The 26,485-nt window shown below is 46.1% G+C and carries 19 protein-coding genes; 9 read left to right on the top strand and 10 right to left on the bottom strand.

Annotated elements, in window-relative coordinates:
• Positions 1 to 74: 74 nt before the first annotated feature.
• On the bottom strand, positions 75 to 929 hold the full coding sequence (gene purU, locus JC525_RS17950) for a formyltetrahydrofolate deformylase (RefSeq protein WP_105930573.1): 855 nt from the start codon (positions 927 to 929) through the stop codon (positions 75 to 77).
• A 133-nt stretch (positions 930 to 1,062) separates the two neighbouring features.
• Positions 1,063 to 1,707, bottom strand: coding sequence for an RNA 2',3'-cyclic phosphodiesterase (gene thpR / locus JC525_RS17945; protein ID WP_198817194.1), 645 nt, complete (start codon positions 1,705 to 1,707; stop codon positions 1,063 to 1,065).
• Between the two features lie 213 nt (positions 1,708 to 1,920).
• On the opposite strand from thpR, the gene JC525_RS17940 reads away from it, so the two are divergent.
• Positions 1,921 to 4,599 carry an ATP-dependent RNA helicase gene (locus tag JC525_RS17940; protein WP_198817248.1) on the top strand — a complete coding sequence of 893 codons (2,679 nt, stop codon included), beginning with the start codon at positions 1,921 to 1,923 and terminating at the stop codon, positions 4,597 to 4,599.
• Positions 4,600 to 4,743: 144 nt separating this feature from the next.
• Positions 4,744 to 5,556, top strand: coding sequence for a DUF4198 domain-containing protein (locus JC525_RS17935; protein ID WP_198817192.1), 813 nt, complete (start codon positions 4,744 to 4,746; stop codon positions 5,554 to 5,556).
• 75 nt (positions 5,557 to 5,631) lie between these two features.
• Here the strand turns inward: JC525_RS17935 and JC525_RS17930 are convergent, their stop codons facing one another.
• Complete coding sequence (locus JC525_RS17930; protein ID WP_198817190.1) at positions 5,632 to 6,897, bottom strand: lytic murein transglycosylase; 1,266 nt, start codon at positions 6,895 to 6,897, stop codon at positions 5,632 to 5,634.
• A gap of 264 nt (positions 6,898 to 7,161) precedes the next feature.
• Here JC525_RS17930 and mrcB point away from each other — a divergent pair, with 264 nt between their 5' ends.
• The gene (mrcB, locus tag JC525_RS17925) at positions 7,162 to 9,522 is read left to right on the top strand and encodes a penicillin-binding protein 1B (RefSeq protein ID WP_198817188.1); all 2,361 of its coding nucleotides are present in this window, start codon (positions 7,162 to 7,164) and stop codon (positions 9,520 to 9,522) included.
• Positions 9,523 to 9,786: 264 nt separating this feature from the next.
• Here the strand turns inward: mrcB and JC525_RS17920 are convergent, their stop codons facing one another.
• From JC525_RS17920 to JC525_RS17910, 3 genes are all read right to left on the bottom strand, one after another.
• Positions 9,787 to 10,071 carry a hypothetical protein gene (locus JC525_RS17920; RefSeq protein ID WP_198817187.1) on the bottom strand — a complete coding sequence of 95 codons (285 nt, stop codon included), beginning with the start codon at positions 10,069 to 10,071 and terminating at the stop codon, positions 9,787 to 9,789.
• A gap of 360 nt (positions 10,072 to 10,431) precedes the next feature.
• Positions 10,432 to 11,355 carry a DUF808 domain-containing protein gene (locus tag JC525_RS17915; RefSeq protein WP_198817185.1) on the bottom strand — a complete coding sequence of 308 codons (924 nt, stop codon included), beginning with the start codon at positions 11,353 to 11,355 and terminating at the stop codon, positions 10,432 to 10,434.
• 368 nt (positions 11,356 to 11,723) lie between these two features.
• The gene (locus tag JC525_RS17910) at positions 11,724 to 12,599 is read right to left on the bottom strand and encodes a hypothetical protein (protein WP_198817183.1); all 876 of its coding nucleotides are present in this window, start codon (positions 12,597 to 12,599) and stop codon (positions 11,724 to 11,726) included.
• A 242-nt stretch (positions 12,600 to 12,841) separates the two neighbouring features.
• Between JC525_RS17910 and glnK the strand changes: the two genes are divergently transcribed.
• From glnK to JC525_RS17890, 4 genes are all read left to right on the top strand, one after another.
• Positions 12,842 to 13,180 (top strand): P-II family nitrogen regulator, encoded by a 339-nt coding sequence (gene glnK, locus JC525_RS17905; protein WP_105930564.1) that lies wholly within the window; start codon positions 12,842 to 12,844, stop codon positions 13,178 to 13,180.
• A 32-nt stretch (positions 13,181 to 13,212) separates the two neighbouring features.
• Positions 13,213 to 14,460 carry an ammonium transporter gene (locus JC525_RS17900; protein ID WP_198817181.1) on the top strand — a complete coding sequence of 416 codons (1,248 nt, stop codon included), beginning with the start codon at positions 13,213 to 13,215 and terminating at the stop codon, positions 14,458 to 14,460.
• A gap of 217 nt (positions 14,461 to 14,677) precedes the next feature.
• Positions 14,678 to 16,369: a gamma-glutamyltransferase gene (gene ggt / locus JC525_RS17895; protein ID WP_198817179.1), complete on the top strand. Its 1,692-nt coding sequence runs from the start codon at positions 14,678 to 14,680 to the stop codon at positions 16,367 to 16,369.
• A gap of 184 nt (positions 16,370 to 16,553) precedes the next feature.
• Positions 16,554 to 17,489 (top strand): Dyp-type peroxidase, encoded by a 936-nt coding sequence (locus JC525_RS17890; protein WP_198817178.1) that lies wholly within the window; start codon positions 16,554 to 16,556, stop codon positions 17,487 to 17,489.
• Positions 17,490 to 17,514: 25 nt separating this feature from the next.
• On the opposite strand, the gene JC525_RS17885 is transcribed toward JC525_RS17890, so the two are convergent.
• From JC525_RS17885 to JC525_RS17870, 4 genes are all read right to left on the bottom strand, one after another.
• Positions 17,515 to 18,591 (bottom strand): adenylate/guanylate cyclase domain-containing protein, encoded by a 1,077-nt coding sequence (locus tag JC525_RS17885; protein WP_198817177.1) that lies wholly within the window; start codon positions 18,589 to 18,591, stop codon positions 17,515 to 17,517.
• Positions 18,592 to 18,764: 173 nt separating this feature from the next.
• Positions 18,765 to 20,045 carry a glutamate-1-semialdehyde 2,1-aminomutase gene (hemL, locus tag JC525_RS17880; protein WP_198817176.1) on the bottom strand — a complete coding sequence of 427 codons (1,281 nt, stop codon included), beginning with the start codon at positions 20,043 to 20,045 and terminating at the stop codon, positions 18,765 to 18,767.
• A 4-nt stretch (positions 20,046 to 20,049) separates the two neighbouring features.
• Positions 20,050 to 21,063: an aspartate carbamoyltransferase gene (locus tag JC525_RS17875; RefSeq protein WP_198817240.1), complete on the bottom strand. Its 1,014-nt coding sequence runs from the start codon at positions 21,061 to 21,063 to the stop codon at positions 20,050 to 20,052.
• Positions 21,064 to 21,322: 259 nt separating this feature from the next.
• Positions 21,323 to 21,964: a TetR/AcrR family transcriptional regulator gene (locus JC525_RS17870; RefSeq protein WP_198817175.1), complete on the bottom strand. Its 642-nt coding sequence runs from the start codon at positions 21,962 to 21,964 to the stop codon at positions 21,323 to 21,325.
• Positions 21,965 to 22,086: 122 nt separating this feature from the next.
• On the opposite strand from JC525_RS17870, the gene JC525_RS17865 reads away from it, so the two are divergent.
• Positions 22,087 to 23,229 carry an efflux RND transporter periplasmic adaptor subunit gene (locus JC525_RS17865; protein WP_198817174.1) on the top strand — a complete coding sequence of 381 codons (1,143 nt, stop codon included), beginning with the start codon at positions 22,087 to 22,089 and terminating at the stop codon, positions 23,227 to 23,229.
• Entirely contained in the window at positions 23,229 to 26,375 is a 3,147-nt protein-coding gene (locus JC525_RS17860; RefSeq protein ID WP_198817173.1) for an efflux RND transporter permease subunit, read from the top strand. Before JC525_RS17865 ends, JC525_RS17860 begins: the two co-directional genes overlap by 1 nt.
• Positions 26,376 to 26,485 lie beyond the last annotated feature (110 nt).

Raw genomic sequence — 26,485 nt, 5'->3', positions numbered from 1 at the left:
TTAACTACCCATACTCCTAGCTTATAAAAACGCATTGCGTTGGGTATTGATTGAGGTCATGAATTAGTACATTGTTATGCAAATACCACGGTTTTGTTTCGGTGAATGATGACGCGGTCTTCTAGATGGTAGCGCACGCCGTGAGCCAATGCGGTAACTTCACAATCTTTACCCTTGCGTACCATGTCAGCGGCGCTGTCGCTGTGACTAATACGCTTAACGCTTTGTTCAATGATAGGGCCTTCGTCTAAGTCTTTAGTAACGTAATGACAGGTCGCGCCAATTAACTTTACGCCGCGATCATAGGCTTGTTGATAAGGCTTAGCGCCGGCAAAGCTCGGCAAGAAACTGTGGTGAATATTTATGGCTTTACCTTGCAACTCTTGGCACAGCGTATCAGGCAAAATCTGCATGAAGCGGGCAAGCACGGTCAAATCAATCTTGTACTCTTGCAGTAAGGTTGTGATTTGCGCAAATGCCGCTTCTTTGCCGAGCGCTTTAAAGTCTACCCAGTGAAAAGGCACCTTGTACCAGTCTGCAAATTGCTTCATTTGCGGGTGGTTACCAATAATTACGGGAATATCACAGTGTAGTTCGCCTGTATGCCAGCGGTGCAGCAGGTCAACTAAACAGTGAGACTCAAGGCTGGCCAGTAGAGCCACGCGTTGCTTTTTGTTTGAATCACTCAGTTTCCAATTCATTTGATATTCATTGGCAAGGGGAGTGAACTCTTCCACAAAGCTTTTATGGTCTAATTTTAGCGAGTCGGTACTAATTTCATGACGCATGAAAAAGCGACCTGTCTGTAAATCGGTGTGATGGTTCGCTTCGACAATGGTGGCATTGTGGTCTGCTAAAAATTGCGAAACGCTGGCAACCAACCCAATTTGGTCGGGGCAGTCTATAACTAATCTAAATGTTTGTTGCATGAAGGCAGAATGAATTAAAAAACAGGTCCTCTTTTTACCCGTGCCGCAGCGCGTTGTAAAGGTGATAGGCTTTTTTAACCCAGCTTAAATTGGCATAAGTCATAATTACTAACTGTGGAGCAAACGTTTTTGTTCATTCATCAGTTATCCCTCTGCGTAATTTCTCTCTAACAGACATGTTATGTTTTAAAGACCACGACTGGCGAATTGGATAAGTCACTCCCTGTGGCGTAGATACTGATTCGAATAAGTGAAAGGCAGACACATGCATATCTACATGTGGGCTATATAGTGGAAGGGGCAACGTTGATGTGGCTTTTCTAGCGATGGTAACGTGAGGTTTATATTCTTTACCTTCTACCTCGATGGCCGCTTTTCGCGCCGCTTTACGAGATAGTTTAGCGAGTTCCATTAGTGCTTTGGGTTTATCGCTGGGAGCCGCGAATAGAATTTTAGGGCCGTTCCATAACCCGGTTGTATCAAGGGTTAGAGAAAAAGGCTCGCTCACGAGGTGGTCGAGTTCATAAATAAGCGATTCATGCTGTCGATGGCCTATTTCGCCTAGAAAGCTCAGCGTCATGTGAAAGTTAGCTGCTGGCACCGCGTAGGGTAGGGAAGAACCTTGATGAACTTGTTGATGCTTTGAAGATTTTCGGGATATTGGAGCGGCAGCTCTTGTCCATTGTCTTGGCATAACTTCAGGTAAGGCTTGCTGACGCCAGCTATCAAGGGCCAGCTTTTCTGTAGTGCTAAGATCTAATCCAATAAAACATCGCATAGCTTTACCCCCTAATATGCATTTTTACACCAGTGTCTCGTATGAAACCGTTTCATGGCAATAGCCAATATTTTTTATTGATTCCTCTTACGTGTAAACAATATAAACGTATTAGGGCGTACTTATCACGCCTCAATTATTGAGTTCTAACACACATGATAGGGCTTATCGGGTACACTATCGACATTAGCTTACGATATCTTTTTGCCTCTTATGTTACAGCCGTTTTCTCATTTACCCGCTTATGAACTTGCAACACCGCTACAAAATGCGATTGATGATAATAACGTCATTATCGGGGCACCACCTGGCGCAGGTAAATCGACTGTGCTTCCTTTGTCGTTAATGCATTCTCCGCTCGAAGGAAAAATCTTGCTTATGCAGCCCCGCCGGGTTGTTGTGAGAAGCCTTGCCGATTATTTGGCCAGACAACTTAAGGAACCTGTGGGGGAAACGGTGGGTTATCGTATCAAAGGCGAGTCGAAAACATCGCCTTCAACCAAACTAGAGATTATCACTGAAGGGGTGCTGAGCAGAATGATTCAGCAAGACCCTGAGTTAGATGGCGTAGCTGCAATTGTATTTGATGAATTTCACGAACGCAGTATTCACAGTGACTTTGGTTTAGCATTAGCTCTTGAGGTGCAGGCAGGACTGCGCGACGACCTTCGGCTAATCATCATGTCGGCAACGTTAGATGTAGAACCGCTTAACAAACTGCTTTCCGAATACAGCGCATTGCCCGTGGTAAATCTCAATACAGAAGGACGGATGTTTCCTGTAGATATTCGCTATACGCAAGATGTCTCTGCTTATGAACTCGTTTCCAAAGTTGGCAGTGTGATTAAGCAGGCTGTTAGTGAGCACCAAGGTGATATTTTGGTATTTCTGCCAGGGCGAGGGAGCATTAACGCTGTAGCGCGGGACATAAAACCTTTAGCTGACAGTGCCGATATCGCCCTTCATATGCTTTACGGCGCGCTGAGCAAATCTGCGCAACAAGGGGCGATCTCTCCAGACGCAGCAGGTCGGCGTAAAATCATTTTATCTACCAATATTGCTGAGACAAGTTTAACCATAGATGGAGTGACGGTGGTCATTGATAGCCTTTGGGAAAACAGTGCGCAGTATCACCCATCTAGCGATATCACAGCGCTCACGCAGCAGCGCATTTCTCAGGCTTCTGCGGTGCAAAGAGCAGGGCGGGCAGGGCGCGTAGCGGCTGGAACTTGCTATCGCTTGTGTACTAGAAGCAGTTTTGAGCGATTAGCAAAACATAGTGCCGCTCAAATAGAAAAAGAAGATTTGAGCAGCTTTTTACTCGACACCTATGCGTGGGGAAGTACGCCCGACACGCTTGCATTATTAACCAGGCCTTCCCTTGCACAGCGGCGCACGGCTCATAGTAAACTCAGCCGCCTAAATGCAATTACAAGTACGACGGATGGGTCAAAGGACGGCGGATCTTACGCTCCCCTCATGGCCGGAAATATCAATGTTACCGCTTATGGCCGTTCGCTCGCGACATTGCCGTGTCAGCCTCACTTAGCACACCTGCTATTAACAGTTAAAACAGGTTTCGATGGGCTTTCAATTGAAGAGAATAACGCATTAAAACAGGCTGCCATTTTTGTCGTTGCATTGAGTGAAAGCAATATAAGCACAAGCGGTTCGGCACGTGTGATAGACACATTACTTCATGCGAGCGGTAATACACGTAGCCAACTGCTGCATCAGGCCTCTCGCTATTTACAATACGTAAACAGTGAAGATACAGATATTCAAGTGCGTAGTGCTGACGTAAATCTACTGGATGAGCGTGCGCTTGGTTTATGTATTGCTATCGCTTTTCCTATGCAGGTGGGATACCTGCGAACGTCGTTGCCGTCGAATAACGGTAGCGCAAAAAAAGCCTCAGGTAGCGGCAGTGCATCTACAGCGGGTAAGCGTGCTTCGGATTTGCTTGAATATAAACTGGCAAGTGGCAAAGGCGCTGAGCTTACTGCGTCAAACGGTTCTAATTTTGTCAAAGGAGAAGGTGAAAGTACGCCCTGGCTGGCAGTACTTGATGGTCAACTAATAAAAAGTACGGTAACGGTTCGCCTAGCGCAGCCGGTACCAGAAAGCTGGCTGCGTGTAGCGTTTTCCAATGCATTCAGTGAGAAGCGCAGTGTGACGCTCAATAGTGACACAGGCCAGATGGAAGCGCGGCGAATGACAGGTTTTTTTGCGATAACGTTGAGTAGTCTACCCGTGTCAGGGCAAGAAAAAGCACGGGATCGTGACTTTTGGGATGATGCTTTCACCGACGGGTGGTTTACCTATCTTGAAGCCTTGCCGCTTTCGGCGTGGCCTCTCTCCCAGTCCGACTGGCAGTGGTGGCGACGGGTAGAATTAGCCGCTAAGCTCAATTTGCCTCAGGAAAAGGCATTTAATGAGCCCGTACCATGGCCATCTTCCTTAAGTGAGTTGGTGTATAAGGCGAGAGACAGCTTAAAACCGTCATTGAAAAACTGTAAAAATATTAAGTCGCTGCAGCAGTTACCGTGGAAAACCGCTTTGAATAATGGTTTGTCGTGGCCTCAACAGGATGCGTTGGCAACGCTTTTGCCTACACATTTAACCGTCGCTTCTGGAAGAAAGGTTCCTCTGGACTATCGCGACAACGGCGATGTGGTGTTGTCTGTAAGGTTACAGGAAATGTATCCGCAGCGTGCGCCAATAACACTTGCAGCGGGTAGAATAACCGTGGTGTGTGAATTACTGTCACCGGCAGGAAGGCCTTTGCAAACCACAAGCGATCTAGGCATGTTTTGGCAAGGCAGCTTCAAAGAAATTCAAAAAGAAATGAAAGGCCGTTATCCAAAACACAACTGGGATTTACCGGATTAGAAACAAGGTTATAACCTGAGCTTACTGTCTATTAGATATAAATAGGGCTGCATATTGATAAATTGCGATGTGAGTGGTCAGAAATCCAGAATTACGTTAAGTTTGTATTTATAGTGTTAACATTTTCCGAGGAAACGTGAAGCCATGAAATCAAACAGATTCTGTACTGTCGCTCTTTTTTTTATGACATCCCTTAGCGCCCAAGCGCATGATTTCTGGCTAGCGCCTACTAATTACCATACGGAAACTCCCAGCTCGATTGCCCTGCAGTTTAAAGTAGGTCACAAGGAAGATACCTCTCATTGGAATCTTACCTGGAATAAAATTGTGGCTCTACGAACTTATTCGTCAGACGGTGTTACAGATATGGGGGCAAGTGTGGTGCCTAGAACGGAACTGCTTCCTGGTATGGCAAAAACCGCTGAGCTAGCTCCCGGTAGTCACGTAATAGGGTTTGAAAGCTATCATGCTACAAGCGTATTAGACGCGAAGAAGTTTAACCAATACGCAAAAGACGAAGGTTTAGGCGAAATATTGGCGTATCGCGAGTCGAGAGGTCAAAACGATATTGCGGGCGAGGAGCTCTACTCTAGAAAAGCGAAAACCATTGTTCAGGTGGGTGACACCATTACGGATAATGTATTAAAACCTATTGGCCATACATTAGAAATAGTCCCGCTGAATCACCCTTATAAGCTGGACGATAATACACTGTCTGTTCAGGTATTATTTAAAGGGAAACCACTTAGCAACGCACTGATTGATGCATTATCACTTGCAGATCACAAGGCCCAGTCGCAAGCCTTGACGACTGATAAAGACGGCAAGGCGACGTTTAAACTCGATACCAAAGGGCCGGTAATGTTAAATACTGTTTGGGGCGTACCGTTAACCAATAGCTCTGCCGCAGACTTTGAAACTTACTTTTCAAGTCTGACGTTCGAGTATCTCCCTTAACCGATACGCTTATATGCACCGTTTTTGTCAGTAAATGCCGCCAGTGTTATGCACTTCAATGGCGGCATATCTTCATTAGGATTGCGATGTTGTGCCGTTTTCAATCGAGATATCTAACGCCGCCATCACTTCAAGCCCTGGAAATCCATCAGCAATCATCTTGTTGCTAATTTGATAGTTGCGAATACCTTCACGTGTGGCGGGGCCTATAATGCCATCGGGGTTACCCACATCAAAACCTAAGTCATTGAGCTTGCTTTGCAGGGCAATAATATCTTTGCGGTTGTATGCCGGAAGGTCAGGCAATGTAGCTTTGATACCAGTAGCACCAGATATACGGTCGGCAAGCACGCCAACGGCTATGGCATAAAACTCAGAATTGTTCCAGCGCATGATCACACGAAAATTCTGGTAGGCAATAAATGCTGGGCCATTATGCCCCGCGGGAACAATTACGTATGCCGTGGTATCGCCTTCACCGAGTTCGCTGCCATCAGCTTTTTTCACGCCTTGGGCGCTCCACTCACTAAGGGGCTTCCTATTTTTATATCCCGACTCCTGATAATCAAAGTTCTCTGGCAGCTGCACTTCGCGGCCCCAGCGAAAACTTCTCTCCCAACCCAAGCTTGCTAAGAAATTAGCTGCCGACGACAGCGCATCTTCTTCGCTTGCCCACAGGTTTATTTGGCCGTCACCATCGCCATCAATGGCATAATGCGTATACGCAGAAGGCATAAACTGAGTGTGGCCCATAGCACCCGCCCAAGAGCCAATCATATCTTCTTTTTGTAGTTTCTCTCTTTCCATAAGTTTGACGGCAACGAGAAACTCTTGCGTAAAGTATTTACTTCTGCGTTTGTCGCAAGCAAGTGTAGCCAGTGAATCAAGTACTGGCATCTTTCCTTTATACGACCCGAAATTGGTTTCTAGGCCCCAAAAGGCAAGAAGGTAGTGGGGTGGCACACCATATTTATCGCTTAGTTCATGAAGTAGCTTTTCATGTTTAGCGTACATTTCTTTACCTTTTTCAGTGCGCCAGTCCGTCACTCGCTTACTGAAATAACCTGGGAAGGTTTGAACAAATTCGGGCTGACTTCTGTCTAGCTCAATGACTCTGTCTTGATGAATAAGACGGGGAAACACATCGTCAATAATTTGCTGACTGACGCCTTCTTGTTTAGCCTTGTCGGCAAGCGCAGCGGTACAACTAGCAAATTGTTCATTTGCAGAAGCGTTACTCACTAAGGCGCCTGAGAAAAGAAGTGCTAATGATGTACGCAACAAGCCATCTCTAAGTGAGAATGTTGATAGAAAAGAAGACTGAAATGAAGCTAAGCGCATAGTACGGTTCCTGTGTTACTTGCCTGCATGCTATCGCATTGTGACCGCGAAACGCGAGTAAAATTCATTTCCGGTACACGGCTTTTATGATGGGCACTCTTTTTAAATGAGTAGGGTTTGCAGTGTGCCTAAATGGAAACAGTTGTTGAGAAGCGGCCTCAGTGGTAATGTTTACGCTATCAAAAACGACGTTTTCAAAGGCGCGCGTTAATCAATATCGCAATGAGTGCGATGTCATTTCAATGATCTTCATGGCGTTTTCACGTGGCAAAAAGACAGACTAAAGACAGTACATCTTCAAACAGCAAAGCATCGAAAACATCCACAAAGGATAAAAGCTCAGCCAAACGTTCGTGGGTTTTCACCCTGTTCTGGCGTGTGTGTCTGATTGGGCTAGTGGTGCTTGGCGCTTATGCTTTTTATCTTGATGCGCAAATTAAACATGCCTTCTCAGGAAATAAGTGGGAAGTGCCTGCACAGATATTTGCTCGACCTTTAGAGATAAGCAAAGGTGAAGAAATCACCCCGCAAGAAGTTATTGATGAGTTAAATTTGCTTGGCTACCGCAAAGTGACTTTTGCCGATAGCAGTGGTGAATACAGTTATCAGAATAAGGTGCTCAATGTGCAGCGCCGTGGCTTTCAATTTCCTGAGGGCGCTGAGCCATTACGCCATCTAGTTATTACATGGGAAGGCCCGCGCATAGGTGAAATATACGACAAGACTCAAGGTCGCCCTTATGGCGCGGTAAAACTAGAACCTTGGCTCGTTACGCGCATGACAAGCGGCTCGCAAGAAGACCGCATGTTGGTTAAGTTAGATTCTATACCTGAAATGCTGCCCAAAGCCTTGACCTTGGTTGAAGACCGTAATTTCTACAACCATCACGGTGTTGCGCCGCTTTCTATTTTGCGGGCTCTTATGGCGAACATTGCCGCGGGCAGAACGGTTCAAGGTGGCAGCACACTCACGCAACAGCTGGTTAAAAATATGTTTTTAACCCGCGAGCGTTCCATTGTTCGCAAAGCCAAAGAAGCCATTATGGCGGTTATTATTGACGCGCGTTACAGCAAGTCAGAAATTATTGAAGCGTATTTGAATGAAGTGTTTCTGGGGCAAAATGGCGATATGGCAGTCCATGGCTTTGGGCTTGCCAGTTACTTTTACTTTGACAGACCTGCAAATGAATTAAGTACGGTAGAAATTGCAACGCTAGTAGCCATTATCAAGGGGCCGTCTTATTACAACCCGCGCAAATATCCAGAGCGTACCAAGGAGCGCCGCGATCTCGTATTGCGTATGTTGTTTGACGAGAACGAAATTAATCGAGATGAATACGAACGCTACGTCAGTATGCCGTTAGGATTAGCCAGTGGCGCAAGCTTAGCGAGCGGTAAACACCCTGCATTTATGGAGCAGGTTCGCCGCGAGTTAAACGAAATCTTGGCAGAACCAAGCCTAAGAGATTCCGGCGTTAAAGTGTTTACAACACTTGATATTGTGGCACAGCGACGAGCTGAAAAAGCACTGTCGACCACCTTAGATGGCTTACAAAAAGATAGGAAAGTACCATTGCAAGGCGCCATGGTTGTTACAAACAGTGCAAGTGGTGAAGTACGCGCCATTGTCGGTGGAAAAGATTTTGAGTTTAAAGGCTTTAACCGCGCGCTTGATGCAAAACGTCCTATTGGCTCGTTGATAAAGCCAGCAGTGTATTTGACTGCACTAGAAGATCCAACGCAGTTCAATCTGGCAACGCCACTTAAAGATGAGCCCATTACCCTTGAAAGTAAAAATGGGACAACGTGGTCGCCTCAAAACTACGACAAGGAGTTCAGAGGGCAAGTACCTTTACTTCAAGGGCTGGTCGAATCTCTCAACGTTCCTACGGTCAATCTAGGCATGCAGGTAGGGCTTGATGCTTTGGCTGATACGATTGAGCGTTTGGGTATAACCACGCCAGTTGATAAGGTGCCATCGATAACTCTTGGCGCGTTTGAGCTAACGCCATTTAACACCAATCAAATGTACCAAACGCTGTCAAATGATGGCCGCTATATTCCTCTTCATACCGTGACTTCGGTGGTGACCAATGACAACGCATTGCTGTGGAAAAAAGCAGAGTTCTATGCACAGCGCGCAGATGAGGCGGCAACCTATTTGCTCAATTATGCACTTTATAAAGTGACTACGGAAGGAACGGCAAAACGCATAGGCTGGAACTTCGGAAACGTAAATATGGCGGGTAAAACTGGCACCACTGACGACTATCGAGATAGCTGGTTCAGCGGGTTTGATAGAAATAACGTGGTCACAGTTTGGGTAGGTAATGATGATAATAAGCCAGTAAACTTAACGGGTGCAGGAGGCGCACTTCCGGTCTTCGTAAACTATATGAAATCTCAATCACCAAAGTCACTATCTAGACGTTTTCCTAAAGGGCTTGGCATAGCGCATTTTGATGCTAAAACCGGTGCAGTAGTTGTTGCTGGATGTGCAGGAAGTTTGAGTGTGCCTGCTATTTTAGATGTTCTCCCTCCGCCTCAACAAGACTGTTCAGGCCGGCCGGTCGATAAAGATGGCAACACGAAAGAAAAAAGCTGGTGGGAAAAAATATTTGGATAAAAAAACTCCAGTAAGAAGATAGAAAACACAATTACTTCAGACATAAACTCTGTGCTTTCTATCTCCCTCTGGAGCCAAGGCCCAGGGAAGGCAAATCAGATAAATGAGTTAACCAAGCACCTATTTATTTTTTATTGCGGTTTCAGTGACTTTTTTGAAGAAACGTGCGCGCAGTTGAAAAGACTAGCGCACTCACTAAAAACGCGATAACAGGGCCGAGTACTACCATAAAAAGTGTAGCGGCAGTTAACATGTGCAATCTCCTTATGCGTCGTTATCGTCTGAGTTCACCGGCTCTATCGGCGTTATCGTAATTTCTGCTACCAAGGTTTCGGCGTGCTCTACCTCTGGCTCGAATGTATGGCTAGCGGTAAGCACGTCGTACGTTACACTAAGCGCTAATTCCTGCTTTACCTCTGTCATGGCGTTTTGAACCATAAAGTCAGTATGCAAAGCAATGTTGTTTTGAGAGTCATCAGCAAATGCTTGTGTACTTAGCACGCCAGCAACGAAAGAAAGTGCAGTGAAAGTTTTGCGACCGATAAACATAGTAATCTCCTAAAAAGTTATGTTAGACACTGCACTGGGACATACTGCGTGGCAGCTATCATATTGCTAAAGGTTTCGATAATAAGTCGTTATCAATTAACAATTAGTTTATAGCGAGGGATGTGCCAGTTTTGTAAAATACGTTAAGCATCTGAAATTAAAGACATTTTGTTTATTCGGAAAGGGCGCGCGTGAACTTGCGAACTATTGAAATGCTAAAAAATAGTGGAATTGAAATTTAAGTGGTCAAAATGACTAATGGCGCTGGGGAAAGTTCGCGTAATTGAAAATTCAACTACGCGAATAGCTTGATAAACGTGTTTATGTAACTCTGAGTGAGCATGCATACATGCAGAATATCTAGCGCTTCTTGTTTTTCAGTTGAGAGGCTAATGTAACAGAGATCGCAACAATCACACCGGCAGCAATACCTACCACACCATCGGCTAGTATAGACATCACTAACGTCGCATCAGGAATAAGGCCGGTAAACCAGTCAGTGATAACGTGCAAGAAATCTATGCTATGGGTCAGTATGCCACCACCCACTAAAAACATAGCTACAGTACCCACTATCGCCAGTGTTTTCATTAAGGCGGGGGCGGCTACTAACAATGCCCTTCCAATAAACCGCTGCAGAGTATTCATAGACCCTGTTAACGATTTTCGAAGCATGTAGAGCCCTGCATCATCCATTTTTACAAGCGCGGCTACAAGCCCATATACGCCAAGCGTTATTGCTAGACTTAACGCGACTAATACACCTATTTGGGTGGTTAGACTCGCGTCGGTCACTGTGCCCAATGCAATAACAATAATTTCAGCAGACAGAATAAAGTCAGTGCGAATAGCGCCTTTAATTTTATCTTTCTCAAAAGCAACCATATCCACGTCTTGATGACTTACCGCTTCAAGTCTCGCTTCTCGATTTTTTTCTTCGTCTTCATGGGGGAGATATTTATGTAATAGCTTTTCTGCACCTTCGTAGCACAGGTAAAGCCCACCTAACACAAGTAGCACTGTAATAAGCGAGGGAACGAAAGCACTTATTGCGAGCGCAGCAGGTACCAAAATGGCCTTGTTTAAAAGCGAGCCTTTTGCTACTGCCCATACCACAGGCAGCTCGCGGTCTGCTTTAACGCCTTGAACCTGGTCGGCATTTACAGCGAGATCGTCGCCAAGTACGCCCGCGGTTTTTTGCGCAGCGACTTTTGACATGGTTGCTATGTCGTCCATTAACGTGGCAATGTCGTCTAATAGAGCAAGTAAGTTGGCAGCGGCCACAGTAATATTCCTTTTAATTTATTAGTCGTTATAACGTCTGCGCAGTCTACACTCATAACGCTATGAGATAGCAAATGCGATGTGCAAAGAATACGTGTCGCATCTGACTTTTGGCAACCCATCATTCCACGATACGTAAAAATAAGACGGCTTTTTGCACACGATACAATAGAACATGATGAAAGTATGATCACGGTTACGGCAGCTTCTTCACTCTCGATTCGTTCTTACGCAACCAATCCAAAGCGCCCCGGTCATGCCTATTATCAGTGAATGCCTCCCATAATGGGCATATTGAGATATCGAAAGATTGGTTTAGCGAGTAACGTTACGCAATCGAATTTATCTCAACGCGTCATAACTAACGACTAATTTTGCGTTTCCTCTACAGGGAGCTTATTCACTCTAGCGTCAATAAAACGGTTGTGATTGCCCATTTTGGTGCATTCTAAGGTACCACCTGTTAAGCCGCTTAATATTGCCAGCGTTTTGTTTGCGGTGCCGCTGCAATCAACGCGCTTGGACGGGCGTTTATTTTCAATCGCTTCGCGCTGTAGCGTACTCGGTCCCTTTAATTCAGGGCTATTTTTACTTTGCTGAAAGGCCGCGGCGGCGCGCTCAGCATCTTCTGAAATTTGATTGTTATGATAGTCTCGAAAATATTGTGCTGCGCCATCTTTCACCGACAAGTTGAGCGAGCCTGCTCGCCTGTTTGCATCTGTTGAAAGTGTGGGTGATGCTGACACTTTAGGTTGTTCAAGTATGTCTAAAGCGGGCTCAGACTCAGCCATCTTTTTTTCCTGAGATAGCCTTTCAGGTTGTGCTTCTATTTTCAACTCAGGTTCTTTGCTAATCACTGAAGTATCAGGCTTATACGGTGTTTCAGGTAATATAGTCGGCGTCTCTGCGTTTTCTGAAATAGCAAGGGCATTTTTCATCTCTGTCGCGTCAGGAGACATGGCTTTGTTCACTCTCTGAGGTTCAGGGGGATAGTACAGCCTCGCGTTAATTTCAGGCGTTGGCATAGCGACTTTTTGTCGGGCTTTTTGGTTATCAATATTTAACTGAGAAAGCATAACAACTAACCCCACGCCAAGAATATGCATCAAGGCTGATATTACGAGGGGACGCCACGCGGTTTTCCTAGCCGCATGGTGCTCGTTAAGCCTATCTGGCGCAAAAAAAGTTGGGGTGTGAGTCGTCATAGTAAACAAAAGACCATGCACTGAAACGAATAGTTCCATTCTAATTTCATCGCACTTATTCGTCGCCTCACCTCAACCTAACCTCCCTTCGCTTCATTCGGGGGCATTCTTATCGCGATGCACCAATATTGTGCGTTATTTTTGTTCTAAAGTGATGCTTTTTATCTTATGTGTCTGAATTTCATATGAAAATATTTGTGGCATGGCTCTTGGTATGTCTTTGTACAGTTGGAAACACAACCATAATTCACAGCTTAATAAAAACGAACTGGGAGCAACACATGAAACTAGTCACAGCGATCATCAAGCCATTCAAGCTAGATGATGTTCGTGAAGCCATTTCAGAAATCGGTATCGACGGCTTAACCGTGACCGAAGTGAAAGGCTTTGGACGTCAAAAAGGACACACTGAGCTTTACCGCGGAGCGGAATATCAGGTGGATTTTCTACCTAAAGTCAAACTGGAAATTGCGGTTCAGGATGATCAAGTAGAACGCCTGGTAGAAGCCATCGTTGGCGCTGCCAAAACAGGCAAAATTGGAGACGGCAAGGTGTTTGTTTACGACCTTGAACACGCCGTTCGTATTCGAACTGGTGAGTTGGATAGCGACGCGCTGTAAGCCACAACGATATATTTGCGGAGAAAACCATAATGGAAATCACTTTTGAACTTGGGTATGCGCTAGATACCTTTTATTTTCTAATCTGCGGTGCGTTAGTTATGTGGATGGCTGCAGGTTTTGCGATGCTTGAAGCCGGTCTTGTTCGAGCGAAAAACACGACAGAAATTCTCACTAAAAACGTGGCGCTTTTTGCGATTGCATGCACCATGTACATGGTTTGCGGCTACGGCATTATGTATGGCGGTGGCGATTGGGGTCCTTTCCTAAGCGGCATCATGTCTGATGGTGCAACGGGGGTTGCTGAAGAGCCTGCTACTTACGCGCCTTCTGCTGACTTCTTCTTCCAAGTAGTATTCGTTGCTACTGCGATGTCTATCGTATCTGGTGCGGTTGCTGAGCGTATGAAGCTTTGGGCATTTCTTGCATTTTCTGTCGTTATGACAGGTTTCATCTATCCGATGGAAGGTGCTTGGACATGGGGCGGCGAAGCGGTATTTGGTATGTATACCCTTGGCGACCTTGGTTTCTCTGACTTTGCAGGCTCTGGTATTGTTCATATGGCCGGCGCAGCAGCAGCTCTTGCTGGTGTACTTGTACTCGGTGCGCGTAAAGGTAAATACACAGCAGACGGAAAAGTAAATGCTATCCCTGGTGCGAATTTACCGCTTGCTACCTTGGGCACATTCATCCTATGGATGGGTTGGTTTGGCTTCAACGGTGGTTCTGTTCTAGCAACGGCAACGGTTGAAAGTGCAAACTCGGTGGCTATCGTATTTATGAACACTAACGCTGCCGCCGCTGGTGGTGCTATTGCTGCACTTATTGTTGCACGCATTCTGTTTGGTAAAGCCGACCTTACGATGGTACTCAATGGTGCACTCGCTGGTCTAGTTGCAATTACTGCAGAGCCATCTACACCGACGCCACTTCAAGCTACGCTATTTGGCGGCCTAGGTGGTATTTTAGTAGTACTTAGCATTGTTGCACTAGATAAAGTAAAAATTGACGACCCAGTGGGCGCTATCTCAGTTCACGGTGTTGTTGGTCTTCTAGGTCTAATCCTTGTTCCTTTCACAAACGATGGTTCAAGCATTTCTGGTCAGCTAATTGGCGCAGCGACTATCTTTGGATGGGTCTTCGTAGTAAGCCTAGTTGTATGGCTAGCGATTAAAGCGGTTATGGGTGTACGTGTGAGCGAAGAAGAAGAGTTCGACGGCGTAGACATGAGCGAATGTGGTTTGGAAGCATACCCAGACTTCACTAGCAGCCGTTCGTAAGAAAGTCTCGATTAGGCAAAATAAAACAATAATAATAATGCCTTGTTACCTCGTTTAAGCCCCGCACTGCGGGGCTTTTTTCGTTAATATTGCTCGTGTTCAAAAATAAAACCGTGAAAGAAAAGGGCCTAGGCGTGATGTGACAATAAAGCTACACTAGAGAGAGTGTTACGCCTGAACACTTATGCCATGTAACGTTTGAGATGAAAGGAACATTATGATAGCCAATGCGCGACTTCTCCCATTGATGCTTATTCTATTTAGTGTCAATTGCCTAAGTTATGACAGAATTACAGGGCATACATTTGCAAGTCGCTCAGAAGTGATTGCTAAAAATGGCATGGTAGCCACGAGTCAGCCATTAGCTACCCAAGTTGCGCTAGATATTTTAAAGCAAGGAGGCACTGCGGTGGACGCAGCCATTGCTGCTAATGCAATGCTGGGTCTTGTGGAGCCCACAGGTAGCGGTATTGGCGGTGATCTTTTTGCCATAGTATGGGACGCAAAAGAAGAAAAGCTGGTGGGCTTAAACGCCTCGGGCCGTTCACCTAGACAGCTTACTAAAGCAGTTTTTGCAGAGCGTGGCTTACATCAAATTCCAAAGTTTGGTCCGTTGCCCGTATCTGTACCTGGCGCGATAGATGGCTGGTTTGCTCTACACGAAAAATTTGGCAAGCTGCCCATGTCAGCGTTGCTTACGCCGTCTATCAAATACGCCCGTGAAGGGTTTCCTGTTTCAGAAGTTATCGCCTATTACTGGCAAATGAATTACGAGCGAATTGGTCATTACGACGGTTTTGCCGAAACATTTCTGATTAACGGGAAGGTACCGCAAACAGGCGATATCTTTAGGAACCCCGGTCTGGCGGTGACGTATGAAAAAATCGCAACCGGAGGACGTGATGCTTTTTACAAAGGCGATATCGCGCGTACTATCGATGCCTACATGAAGTCTCAAGGCGGCTTTTTGTCATATCAGGATTTATCGTCACATACCTCTGAGTGGGTTGAACCGGTTTCCGCTAATTATCGCGGTTACGATGTATGGGAGCTGCCGCCCAACGGTCAAGGTATAGCAGCACTGCAAATCCTCAATGTTTTAGAACACTACGATATCGAAGGAATGGGCTTTAATTCAGCCGACTATATTCATACCTTTGTTGAAGCGAAAAAGCTTGCCTTTGAAGATCGCGCTAAATTCTACGCTGACCCAGACTTCAATGAGATTCCCGTCGATTGGCTTATATCGAAAGAATATGCAGCTAAACGCCAAAAGCTTATTAATAGCGAACGCGCAGCAAACCGTGTGGATGCAGGCATTTACGAAGGCGATACCATCTACCTCACTGTTGCTGATAAAGATGGCAACATGGTGTCGTTAATTCAAAGCAACTATCGCGGAATGGGTTCGGGCATGACGCCCCCGGGGCTAGGGTTTATTCTGCAAAACAGGGGCGAGATGTTCACCCTCGAAGAAGGGCACTTTAATGAGTACCGCCCTGGCAAGCGACCTTTTCACACCATCATTCCTGCCTTTGTTACGAGAAATGGTAAACCAGTGATGAGCTTTGGTGTGATGGGGGGCGGCACGCAGCCTCAGATGCATGCGCAAATCATTGTGAATATTTTAGATTTTGGAATGAATCTGCAAGAGGCAGGTGACGCCCCAAGAATACTTCACAGCGGCTCAAGCAGTCCAACAGGTGCATTGATGACAGACGGCGGCTATGTAAGCTTAGAGTCAGGTTTCAGCGAAACCGTTCAGCGTGAGCTAATGGAGCGGGGCCATAAGCTTCAGCGGGTTGTTGGGGCATTCGGTGGTTATCAAGCTATCGCATGGGATGAGCAAAAAGGGGTATATTTTGGTGCCTCTGAAAGTCGAAAAGATGGACAAGCGGCAGGCTATTAAGCACACTAGCGTAAATTATGAGCGGTGTAATTAACCAGGCTCATTAAAAGCAGCTTCGCTTGAAAAGGTTTTTAAGCTTGAAGTAGTTGCTACAATTTATAGAAAGATTCGCAACGCAAATCATGGCGTATGAACGCCGTTAGCGAAACGTCATAACAAGGCGTTAATAACAACAAGAGCGGCAATGACACAACCACAAAAAGGCATCTGCGCTGAGCCAAACTTACACGCACAGTATTTATTACTGAATGTGATTGACGACGATAGTGAAGCAGTACGCGCTAAACTATCGCGAGTACTGGATATTTTTGAGCATTTCGAAAACGAACATTACGAAGCGATGGTGACCGGTGTTATTGCAATCGGCACGAGCTATTGGCCCGAGGTGTACCCTGGCTTAATACCCGTAGAACTCGCCCCTTTTCCTGATATGCAGTGTGAAGATAGAAGTGCGCCTACTATGCCGTGCGATCTCTTCATTCAAATTCGCGCCGACCGTCTTGATATTTGTCATGCCGTGGGAATTGAAGTTATGGATCTCCTGCGAATCCACGTAGAACTTGTTGAGCAGATTAGAGGGTTTAGATATTTAGATGGTCGTGATCTTAATGGCTTTCTCTACGGCGCCGACAACCCTCGTGGCATGAAACGTCGTCAAGTGGGCATAGTGGGAGAGGATGACCCTGATTTTAGCGGCGGTAGTTATGTTCACATCCAACGTTACCGGCATGACCTGCGACGCTGGAACAGCCTGTCTGATCGACAGCGAGAGCAGGTCATGGGCACGACCCAAGAGCATAACTTGATAAGCAGTGAACAATCCCCTTCCTCTCACAATGTTAGAGCAAGCAGTGTAGCGCCAGATGGTGACGTGCCAAGGCTGATTAAGCAGGGCATGCCCTACGGTGACATGGTCTGTCAGGGGTTATTTTTTGTAAGCTGTAGCGCTAGTTCGCGACCTTTCAAGCAGATGCTTCACAGCCAAATTTATGGCAATGGTGAAGGTGATTATGATCGCTGGTTAGATTTCACAAGTGCAGAGACTGGCGCCGCTTTTTTCGCGCCCTCCATCAACTTTATTCGTCAGCAAGCTAAGCTATCTGGGAGCGAATTCCGTTAGTTAGGCGCAATAAATCAGCGAGTGATTAATAAATTAACGCGCCATCCCAATCGTCCTCGAGGTCTCGATTTCGATAGATTCGACATACATCCAAATGATGATGAGCAAGGGGATCATCTGGACTCATCGCAATAGCCGCCTCAAAGAAAGAAATGGCATCGTCCCACTGTTGATTTATACGGCAGGCTACACCGGCTGCAATTTTAGACTGTGATGCAAGTCTGCGTTCTTGCTCTTCCTGTGGAAGGTGACTAAGCACTTCATAAATCTCAATAGGTGTCTTTCGCCCTTTGACTCTAACCCAGTCAAGCAATCGAGTTTTGTAAGGGTATCCTGAGCCAATGGTTTTAAGTACCTGCGCGCTGACAATGATGTCCGCTTTATATTTAGGGCACAGTGCCTCAAGTCTCGACGCTATATTTACACTATCGCCGATAACGGTAGTATCCATCCGATCTTCTGAACCTACTGTTCCCATAATTACGGGGCCAAAATGAATACCAATGCCCATATTGATTGCTTCGTAATTACTGTTTTTTCTGTGGCCGTTGTAGATAACGAGGGCTTTGCGCAAGTCAAGGGCAGCATTCACTGCATCCATCGCTTTTTGCTGGGAAGTGCCGTCGGGGTGATCAAAGAGCGACATAATAGCGTCGCCCATAAACTTATCGATAAAACCGTTATTTTGATGAATAGGGTCATTCATCCTGGTGAAATAAGAGTTAAGAAAATTCATCAACTCTTGTGGTGTAATTCGCTCAGAAAAGCCTGCGAAACCGCGTATATCGCAAAACATGATGGCCACATTGTTTTCAGCGGCATAGCCAAGACCTAGTGAGTCTACATCCGAGTTTGCCATGTGCTCAACAAACTGTCTGGGTACAAACTTTTGGAAGGTTTGGGTTAACCGTAGAGCTTCGTCAGCGGCAGCTTGAAAGCGGGCGTCGTCTTGTGTTTTTAACGTAGAGCGGTGAACGTCAACACGACGTGAGAGGGCCTTTCTAAACCGGTATTTTAGGCGACGACTGCGCCTAACGTAAAGAATCGTAATAACAGCGCTATAAATAAAAAGCGCACCCAATGCGCTTGTTTGCCAATCCATTGTTAATAACACCTTTCAACGTCTTTATTTTAAAGGCTACTTATTTAGCCAAAGAGGATTTCCAGATAAGTTTGAAAAAGTATAAAGGAGATGGCGGCACTTACACATTACTTTTTATTACATTTACAAATGGGTAAGTGCCGGACTTTAATTAACAATTAAGTGGCATTAGCTTATAAAGTTGAGAACACTTTATCCGCCGCGGCTAGTGTCTTTTCAATAACTTCAGCATTGTGTGATTTGGAAACAAAGCCAGCTTCGTAAGAAGCGGGGGCTAAATAAACACCCTGTTCTAGCATACCGTGATAGAATTTATTGAACTGCTCGGTATTACAGTTAATTGCCTGTTTATAATTGGTAACTTTCTCAACGTCAGTAAAGAATATCCCAAACATGCTCCCCGCTATATTAGTGGTTAGGCTAATATTGTGTTTGTTGGCTAGGGCTTGGAATCCGTCAACTAACGCTTGCGTATTTTCAAAAATTGAATCGTAAAGACCAGGCTCCTTAATTTGCGTCAGTGCAGCAAGGCCTGCAGCCATGGCGACAGGGTTACCCGATAATGTACCCGCTTGGTAGATGGGCCCGGTTGGCGCGATGTGAGTAATGATGTCACGGCGACCACCAAAACAGCCAACAGGCATACCGCCACCAATCACTTTTCCAAGACACGTTAGGTCAGGTTTAACGTTATAACGCTCTTGTGCACCACCGCGAGATACGCGAAAGCCCGTCATTACTTCGTCGAAAATTAATACACTGCCGTACTGATCGCAGACGGCACGAAGTCCTTCTAAAAAGCCTTCTACAGGAGGTATGCAGTTCATATTACCAGCAACCGGCTCTACAATGATGCACGCAATATCATTACCGTGAGCTTCGAAAACCTCTTTTACGCTCTCAATGTTATTGTATTCGACAGTTAGTGTATGTTCCGCCACATTAGCCGGAACACCAGGCGAACTGGGTACGCCAAGCGTTAGTGCACCAGACCCTGCTTTTACAAGTAGGGAGTCTGCATGGCCGTGGTAACAACCCTCGAATTTAACGATCTTATCTCTGCCGGTGTAGCCACGAGCAAGGCGTATTGCCGACATAGTGGCTTCTGTTCCAGAGTTCACCATGCGTACCATTTCCATTGAAGGTACGATTTCGCTTACCAACTCAGCCATAATGACTTCGGCTTCTGTTGGTGCGCCGAAAGAAAGGCCGTTGTACGAAGCCTCAATTACCGCTTCGCGGATCTTCGCGTTATTGTGACCCAGAACCATAGGGCCCCAAGACTGGATATAGTCGATGTATTGCTTTCCATCCGCATCCCACATATAAGCGCCGTCCGCTTTAGTGATAAAGCGTGGCGTTCCGCCTACTGCTTTAAAAGCGCGAACTGGTGAATTTACGCCACCTGGAATGGTTTTTTGGGCGCGGGTAAAAAGGGCTTCAGATTTTTGCATGTAATTACTTACTCTTATTGCTGAACCAAACCACATCACGCTCATATTTGGTCAATAGATTTTCTACTCCAAGGGTTAGCGCGAATAACGCCATTCTTACCAACACACCGTTGTCGGTTTGTCTGAAAATAGCGAGGTTCGGATTAAGGTTTAGATCGTTATCTAATTCGTTGGCTTCCATACGAGAATCTCTTGGAAGTGGATGCATGATAACGGTCTTCGACTGAAAATGTTTGGTGTAAATTGACTGATTAAGTCTGAATTTACCGCGATATTTATTGGCCTCCTCTTGTGAAGGAAAGCGCTCTTCTTGAATGCGAGTTTGATAGCAAATATCCGCATCCATATTGCCTTCGAGAGTTTCAGTAACGGTGAGCTGATGGCCCGCGTTTTCTATCGCATCAATAATGGGTTGCGGCATGGCTAATTCTTTGGGTGAGATTAGCGTGAATCGAATGTTTTTAAACAAGCAAAGAAGGCGTGACAGGGAATGCACGGTTCGTCCGTAGCGCAAATCACCAATCATCGCGATGTGCAGCCCATCAATACCCTGACCATTGTACTCAAGTTCGCTTTTGATAGTGAACAGGTCAAGCAATGCTTGTGTGGGGTGCTCGTTTGCACCGTCGCCACCGTTGATCACCGGAACTCGGCTTCCCTCGGCAAACTCAGCAACAGAGCCCGCCGCGGGGTGACGCATCGCAATTATGTCTGAATAGCCACTTAATACGCGTGCGGTGTCGTATAAGGACTCGCCTTTAGCAAGCGCTGAGCTCGACATTCCCGTGGTTTCTCTTACCTCGCCACCGAGAAGGTTAAAGGCAGTACCAAAGCTGACCCGTGTACGGGTACTTGGCTCAAAAAACAAATTGCCGAGGATAGCGCCGTCAAGCACTGTGGTTCGCTTCTGGCGCTTGGCATAGGGTTTCATGGAGTTGGCGACGGAGAATACTTTCTCGATAGCTTCGCGCTCGAATTGATTAACCGAAAGAATGTGGTTACCGGTAAAGTCAGACATACGCTTCTCAATCATCAACGAAAACGGCGCTAGTGTATAATACCGCTTCATTTAAGTCATTAGGACAAGATGAACTTTGCACTACGTTTTTGTAAGGTTACTGAGAGGGATTGAACTTTTTTCTATTAAGCGCGCTTGGGTTGATTCTCTTGTATTGCAAAGCAGCCTATTCATTGAAGGCGCGCAACACGATTTAACCTAGCGTGCGAGATTATAAGGGCTGGGATATCTCTATGCGTTTGTCCGGTAAAAGCTGGCTTTACGCGCGAATGTAATGGGTGAAGAGTATAAGTATTTTTTCTGCGGCACGCCTTACGTGCGTATGAATTTCTTTATCTGAAAGCGGTGACTGTATGCCACAAAGCATCATAGTATGAAATTCACCTTTTAACAGTGCACAATAATCTACCGCAAGTTGCTGTGCTATGTTTCGGTCTACGTTGCCTTCGCCGAACTTTTCAATGACATTGCTTAACGTTTCAAGTGACGCTTCAGGGCCAGCTTGGTAAAACAGTGTTGCGACATGAGGGCTATGTACTGCCTCTGCAATGATGACCCGGAAAATCGCGATGGCATCTGGATCTTGTAATAAGCGCATGAACTGACTACCAACTTTAATTAAACAGTCAGTAAGAGAAAGAGCGTGTGCCGTTGAACTAACAAGTTGTTGAGCATCCAGTTGATATGAACGACATTTCGACGTGATTGCTGCCGTAAATAGCGCGTCTTTGCTATCAAAGTGCGAATAGACGGTTTGTTTAGACACGCCTGATGCTTTTGCAACCGTGTCCATTGACGTATTAGCAAACCCTTCTTGTAAGAAAAGGTGAGACGCCGCGTGCAAGATCATGTGATATTTCTCTTCGCTTTTTGGGCGGCCTTGCTTTTTTATAGTAGCCAAATGAACTCTCGCTTAAAAATAGATATATCAAACTGGACGGTCTAGTATTTATATACTAGCATAGCACAATAAGTATGCAAATATAGCCTAGGGTGCGCTCTAGAAGGGTTAAGGGACTTGTTATGACAGCTTCAGCGTCGGCCTCAACAAAAGGTGGCAAACTCACGCTTATTATTTCCATTGTTGGTTTTACGGCAGCGTTAGTTATCCTGTTAATGACCGCAGGCCTCGGCAACGCGACACAAAGCCCTGAGGCACGACTCCCCGTTGCTGTGTCTACAGGGACTATTAGCATACAGTCGGGCTTTGAAACGCCGGTGAATGTATTCGGATTAATTGAATCGCCGAAGGCCACCACACTTTCTTTTGATGTGGCAGGACAGGTCACCGACCTTCTTGTTGAAGAAGGGGACATGGTTCGCAAAGGCGATAAGCTTGCCTATCAAGATGTTAAAAGGCTGAGCGCAAGACAGCAAGAACTTCAGGCTTCACTTGAACGGGCTAATGCTGATCTGGCGCTTGCGAAAGTAAATAACGAACGCACTATTTCTCTGGTTGAGAAAAAACTTGAGTCTGCACAACGTCTGGATGAAGCAAAAGCAAGCTTAAATGTGGCGAAAGCTCAGGTGAGCGAAATTAAGGCTGCACTTAATTCCCTAGGCGTGGAAATTGAAAAAACCACACTAATTGCGCCGTTTGAAGGCGTTGTAAATCGCCGCTTTTTCGATGAAGGGAGTGTGGTGAGTGCAGGCAGCCCAGTTTTTGGCATTACGAGTATAGATAACTACCAAGCTCGGTTTGCTGTGCCCGCTGACGTGGTCGAGCAGTTCGATATAAACGAACCTGTTCTCGTGAAAGTTGGAGACATAAACGTAGCAGGCACAATCACACAGCGTCTTCCTGTTCGTAATGTGCAAACCCGTACCATTGATATTCTTGTCACGTTGAACAGTAATGAGCGTGTCCGTCCGGGCGACATGGCGATTTTATCTGGCTTTCGTTCTCATACTGAGACAGGAGCTTGGCTCCCTGTTAACGCGTTAAGTAACGGCCTACGCGGCTTGTGGCGTGTATTTGTGCTAACCAATCAGCAGAACGCCCAGCTAGAAGCGCGAGTTGTTGAAGTGGTGTATACCGATGGAAACAAAGCATTCGTTCGTGGTGCACTTAAAGACGGCGAAATGTACGTAAGTGAAGGGACGCATAAGCTCGCCCCTGGCCAAATGGTATCGGTGCCCAGTCAACATCAAGCCGGAGCGCGCTAGTGAAGACGTCCAATTTTGATACTGATAAGCCGTATCCTTGGTACACACTCTTTTATCGACGGGGGCATCTGCTGGTATTAAGCCTCCTTATTTTGATCACCGCTGGACTTTCAGCCTTAGCTTCACTGCCCCGAATAGAAGATCCCCGAATAGATACTCGCAACGCGCTCATTATTACCCAGTACCCAGGCGCATCTGCAGAACGGGTTGAAGCCTTAGTAAGCGATGTACTCGAAGACAGGTTAAGAGAAATCTTTGAAATAAAAGAAGTTAAGTCTACATCGCGTGCGGGTATTTCTATTATTTTAATTGAGACACAAGATTGGATTAATAACACCAGTAATGAGCAGCTTTTCAGTGAGATACGCGATGCTATTGGCGCGGCAGCAGAGCTGTTTCCAGAAGGTGCAATGGCGCCAATTTTTGACGAGAAACGGGGCGCTACTGCGTTTACTTTGTTGCTTTCTGTTCGCGCCGACCATTTTGAAAATACACCCATAACGCTTACCGCGCGCTTGGCCCAGGAATTAACCGATAGACTGCGAAACGTAAACGGTACTGAATTAGTGCGGGTATACGGCGCGCCGCAGGAAGAGATAAGCGTTAATATTGACCCCGTCAAACTGGCGGCAACAGGTCTTAATCTGCAACAAGTGAGTCATCTGATTAGTCGGGCGGACCCCAAATTACCTGCAGGTATGCTGAATTCAAAGCAAAGCAACCTGCGTTTTACGGTCGGCGAAGGCCTTGACGGCGTCAACATGATTGCTTCCATCCCGTTAATTAACATAGAGGGGCGCTATTTGCGGGTTGAAGACGTAGCAACGGTAGAAAGGAGTTTTACAACCCCTCGAACTGAAGTGGCCTATCTAAATGGCGAAGAATCTATTTTTGTTGCCGCTCGCATGCAACCATCCCTGCGTTCCGACGTTTGGACAAAAAACGCCCTTGAGGTGGTGGAGCAATTCAATCAAGATTTTAGCGGTACGTTGACGGCAACGATTGCGTTTGAACAGAATGCGTACACCGCTACGCGCCTTGCCGATTTATCTATGAATCTCTTGATGGGCTGCGCCGTGGTTATGCTGGTTATTTTACTGTTTATGGGGTTTCGCGCGGCGTGGATTGTTGGCTTGGCCTTACCCTTATGTGCTGCATTTGCGCTCTTTTCGTTGAATTTTTATAACGAGCAAATCCATCAAATGTCTATCTTTGGCATGATCATCGCCATTGGCCTGCTCATCGATAATGCAATCGTAATTACCGATGAAATTCGAATTAATCTGCAGGACCCTGACCTAACGCGCGTAGGCGCTATGGCCAAGAGTGTTTCTCATCTATTTGCCCCGCTGCTGGCATCAACGCTGACGACCATCTTAGGCTTTATGCCCATCTTTCTGTTAAACGGAAACATCGGTGACTTTGTTGGACCTATTGCGATAAGCGTGGTGATGGCGCTTATTGGTTCGCTATTTATTTCGCTGACTATTATCGCTGCATTAGCGGCGCGCTTTTTACCTAAAAATGATGGTGTTTCACAAGAAAATGTGGCATCACCATCATGGTGGAAAGTTGGAATTCAAGCGCCAGAACTTAGTCTTGCATTTAAAAAGCAATTAGGACGATGGATTAAACAGCCTCTTCTTGTGTTGCCTGTTATCGCTTTACTTTGCTTATCAGGCTTTGTCTTATCAACAACACTTGCTAACGTGTTTTTCCCAAGTGCAGACAGGGACCAGTTCGAAGTCTATTTATGGACAAAGGAAGGGAGCAGTTTCGACAACACCACCCAATATGTGCGCAAAATTGATAGTTCCATACGCAGTGAAGAAGGTGTTGAGCAAGTGAGTTGGCTTGTAGGAGGCTCTGCCCCTTCGGTGTATTACAATCAAATGATGACCCGAGACAACATGCCTTACTTTGCCAATGCCGTAGTATCCACCGCCACGGTAGAAGATGCGGCTTCCCTTGTAGGCAAGCTCCAGCGGAAGCTCGATGTCAGCTATCCAGAGGTACAGATAGTAGTGCGAGCGTTCGGACAGGGCCCGCCAATTGCGGCCCCTGTTGAAGTGGAAATTTTCGGTCCAGACTTAAATACCTTGAACGAACTTGGCGATAAAGTACGTATGTTGATGTCAGAAGTCGACGGCATATCACAGACAATCACCAGCATCTCTATGGGTGAGCCAGAGTTAAAAATTAATGCAGACAGTGACAGCCTATCCTATTTAGGTTTGACCCTTTCAGAGTTAGCCAACCAAATGCAAATTAACTTTTCTGGTATAACGGGGGGCTCGGTACTAGAGAGCACTGAGGAGATTCCGGTTCGCGTCAGGTTAGATGAAGCCTTTAGACAAAATGTGACAGGTGTGGACGCCATGCCTATTCCTGTAGTAGGTGATAATGCTATTTCCTGGTCGCCGCTTGCAGCAGTGACCAACCTAACGCTTGAGCCTGCAACGAGCAGCATTACGCGAGTTGACGGGGAACGACTTAATCGGATCCAGGCTTTCCTACTGCCAGGCGTGCCACCTATAGATGCAAGTAATCATTTGAGAGATTTGCTGGAATCCCGATTGATTTTACCCGAAGGTTATCGCATTCACTTAGCGGGTGATGCTGATGAACAGCGCCAGGCGCTTGGTCAACTGGCTACCTATGCGCCTGTACTTTTAGTCTTGATGGTGACAACGCTGATTCTAACGTTTACCAGCTTACGTATGGCTGGCGTTATTGGACTTGTCGCTATTCTTTCGGTAGGGCTAGGCATGTTTAGCTTATGGATTTCAGAATTACCAGTAGGCTTTAACCCTTTGCTAGGCTGTGCTGGGCTTATCGGTGTGGCAATTAATGGCTCTATTGTTGTGATTGCCGCGATTAACGCAAATCCCAAAGCAAAACAAGGCGACACCAAGGCCATTGTCGAAGAAACCATGAGCTGCAGCCGTCATATTCTATCAACAACCTTCACTACTGTCGGGGGCTTAATACCCCTTTTACTCTTTAGTGAAGGCAGTTTTTGGCCTCCGCTGGCCGTGGTTTTAGCAGGAGGTGTGGGATTCTCTGTCATTCTGTCTTTGGTTTTTACGCCCACCTTAGTGGCAGCGTTCCAACGATATCGATATAGAAATCAAGCCGTGACATAATTTTAAGGGTAAACTATCCCCTTTTAACAAACGTATCAATTGACCTAAATAGCGTATTGACGTGCTCCAATAGATTCACACAGCCAGTTAAGGGATAATTATCTCAACTG

Source organism: Alteromonas sp. IB21 (assembly GCF_016405965.1).
Lineage (GTDB): Bacteria > Pseudomonadota > Gammaproteobacteria > Enterobacterales > Alteromonadaceae > Alteromonas.
This window is presented reverse-complemented; position numbering and strand designations above follow the sequence as displayed.

Coding starts and splice junctions, on each gene's coding strand:
- purU (WP_105930573.1), bottom strand. CDS start 929: ATGCAACAAACATTTAGATTAGTTATAGACTGCCCCGACCAAATTGGG.
- thpR (WP_198817194.1), bottom strand. CDS start 1,707: ATGCGATGTTTTATTGGATTAGATCTTAGCACTACAGAAAAGCTGGCC.
- JC525_RS17940 (WP_198817248.1), top strand. CDS start 1,921: ATGTTACAGCCGTTTTCTCATTTACCCGCTTATGAACTTGCAACACCG.
- JC525_RS17935 (WP_198817192.1), top strand. CDS start 4,744: ATGAAATCAAACAGATTCTGTACTGTCGCTCTTTTTTTTATGACATCC.
- JC525_RS17930 (WP_198817190.1), bottom strand. CDS start 6,897: ATGCGCTTAGCTTCATTTCAGTCTTCTTTTCTATCAACATTCTCACTT.
- JC525_RS17920 (WP_198817187.1), bottom strand. CDS start 10,071: ATGTTTATCGGTCGCAAAACTTTCACTGCACTTTCTTTCGTTGCTGGC.
- JC525_RS17910 (WP_198817183.1), bottom strand. CDS start 12,599: ATGGAACTATTCGTTTCAGTGCATGGTCTTTTGTTTACTATGACGACT.
- glnK (WP_105930564.1), top strand. CDS start 12,842: ATGAAACTAGTCACAGCGATCATCAAGCCATTCAAGCTAGATGATGTT.
- JC525_RS17900 (WP_198817181.1), top strand. CDS start 13,213: ATGGAAATCACTTTTGAACTTGGGTATGCGCTAGATACCTTTTATTTT.
- ggt (WP_198817179.1), top strand. CDS start 14,678: ATGATAGCCAATGCGCGACTTCTCCCATTGATGCTTATTCTATTTAGT.
- JC525_RS17890 (WP_198817178.1), top strand. CDS start 16,554: ATGACACAACCACAAAAAGGCATCTGCGCTGAGCCAAACTTACACGCA.
- JC525_RS17885 (WP_198817177.1), bottom strand. CDS start 18,591: ATGGATTGGCAAACAAGCGCATTGGGTGCGCTTTTTATTTATAGCGCT.
- hemL (WP_198817176.1), bottom strand. CDS start 20,045: ATGCAAAAATCTGAAGCCCTTTTTACCCGCGCCCAAAAAACCATTCCA.
- JC525_RS17875 (WP_198817240.1), bottom strand. CDS start 21,063: ATGTCTGACTTTACCGGTAACCACATTCTTTCGGTTAATCAATTCGAG.
- JC525_RS17865 (WP_198817174.1), top strand. CDS start 22,087: ATGACAGCTTCAGCGTCGGCCTCAACAAAAGGTGGCAAACTCACGCTT.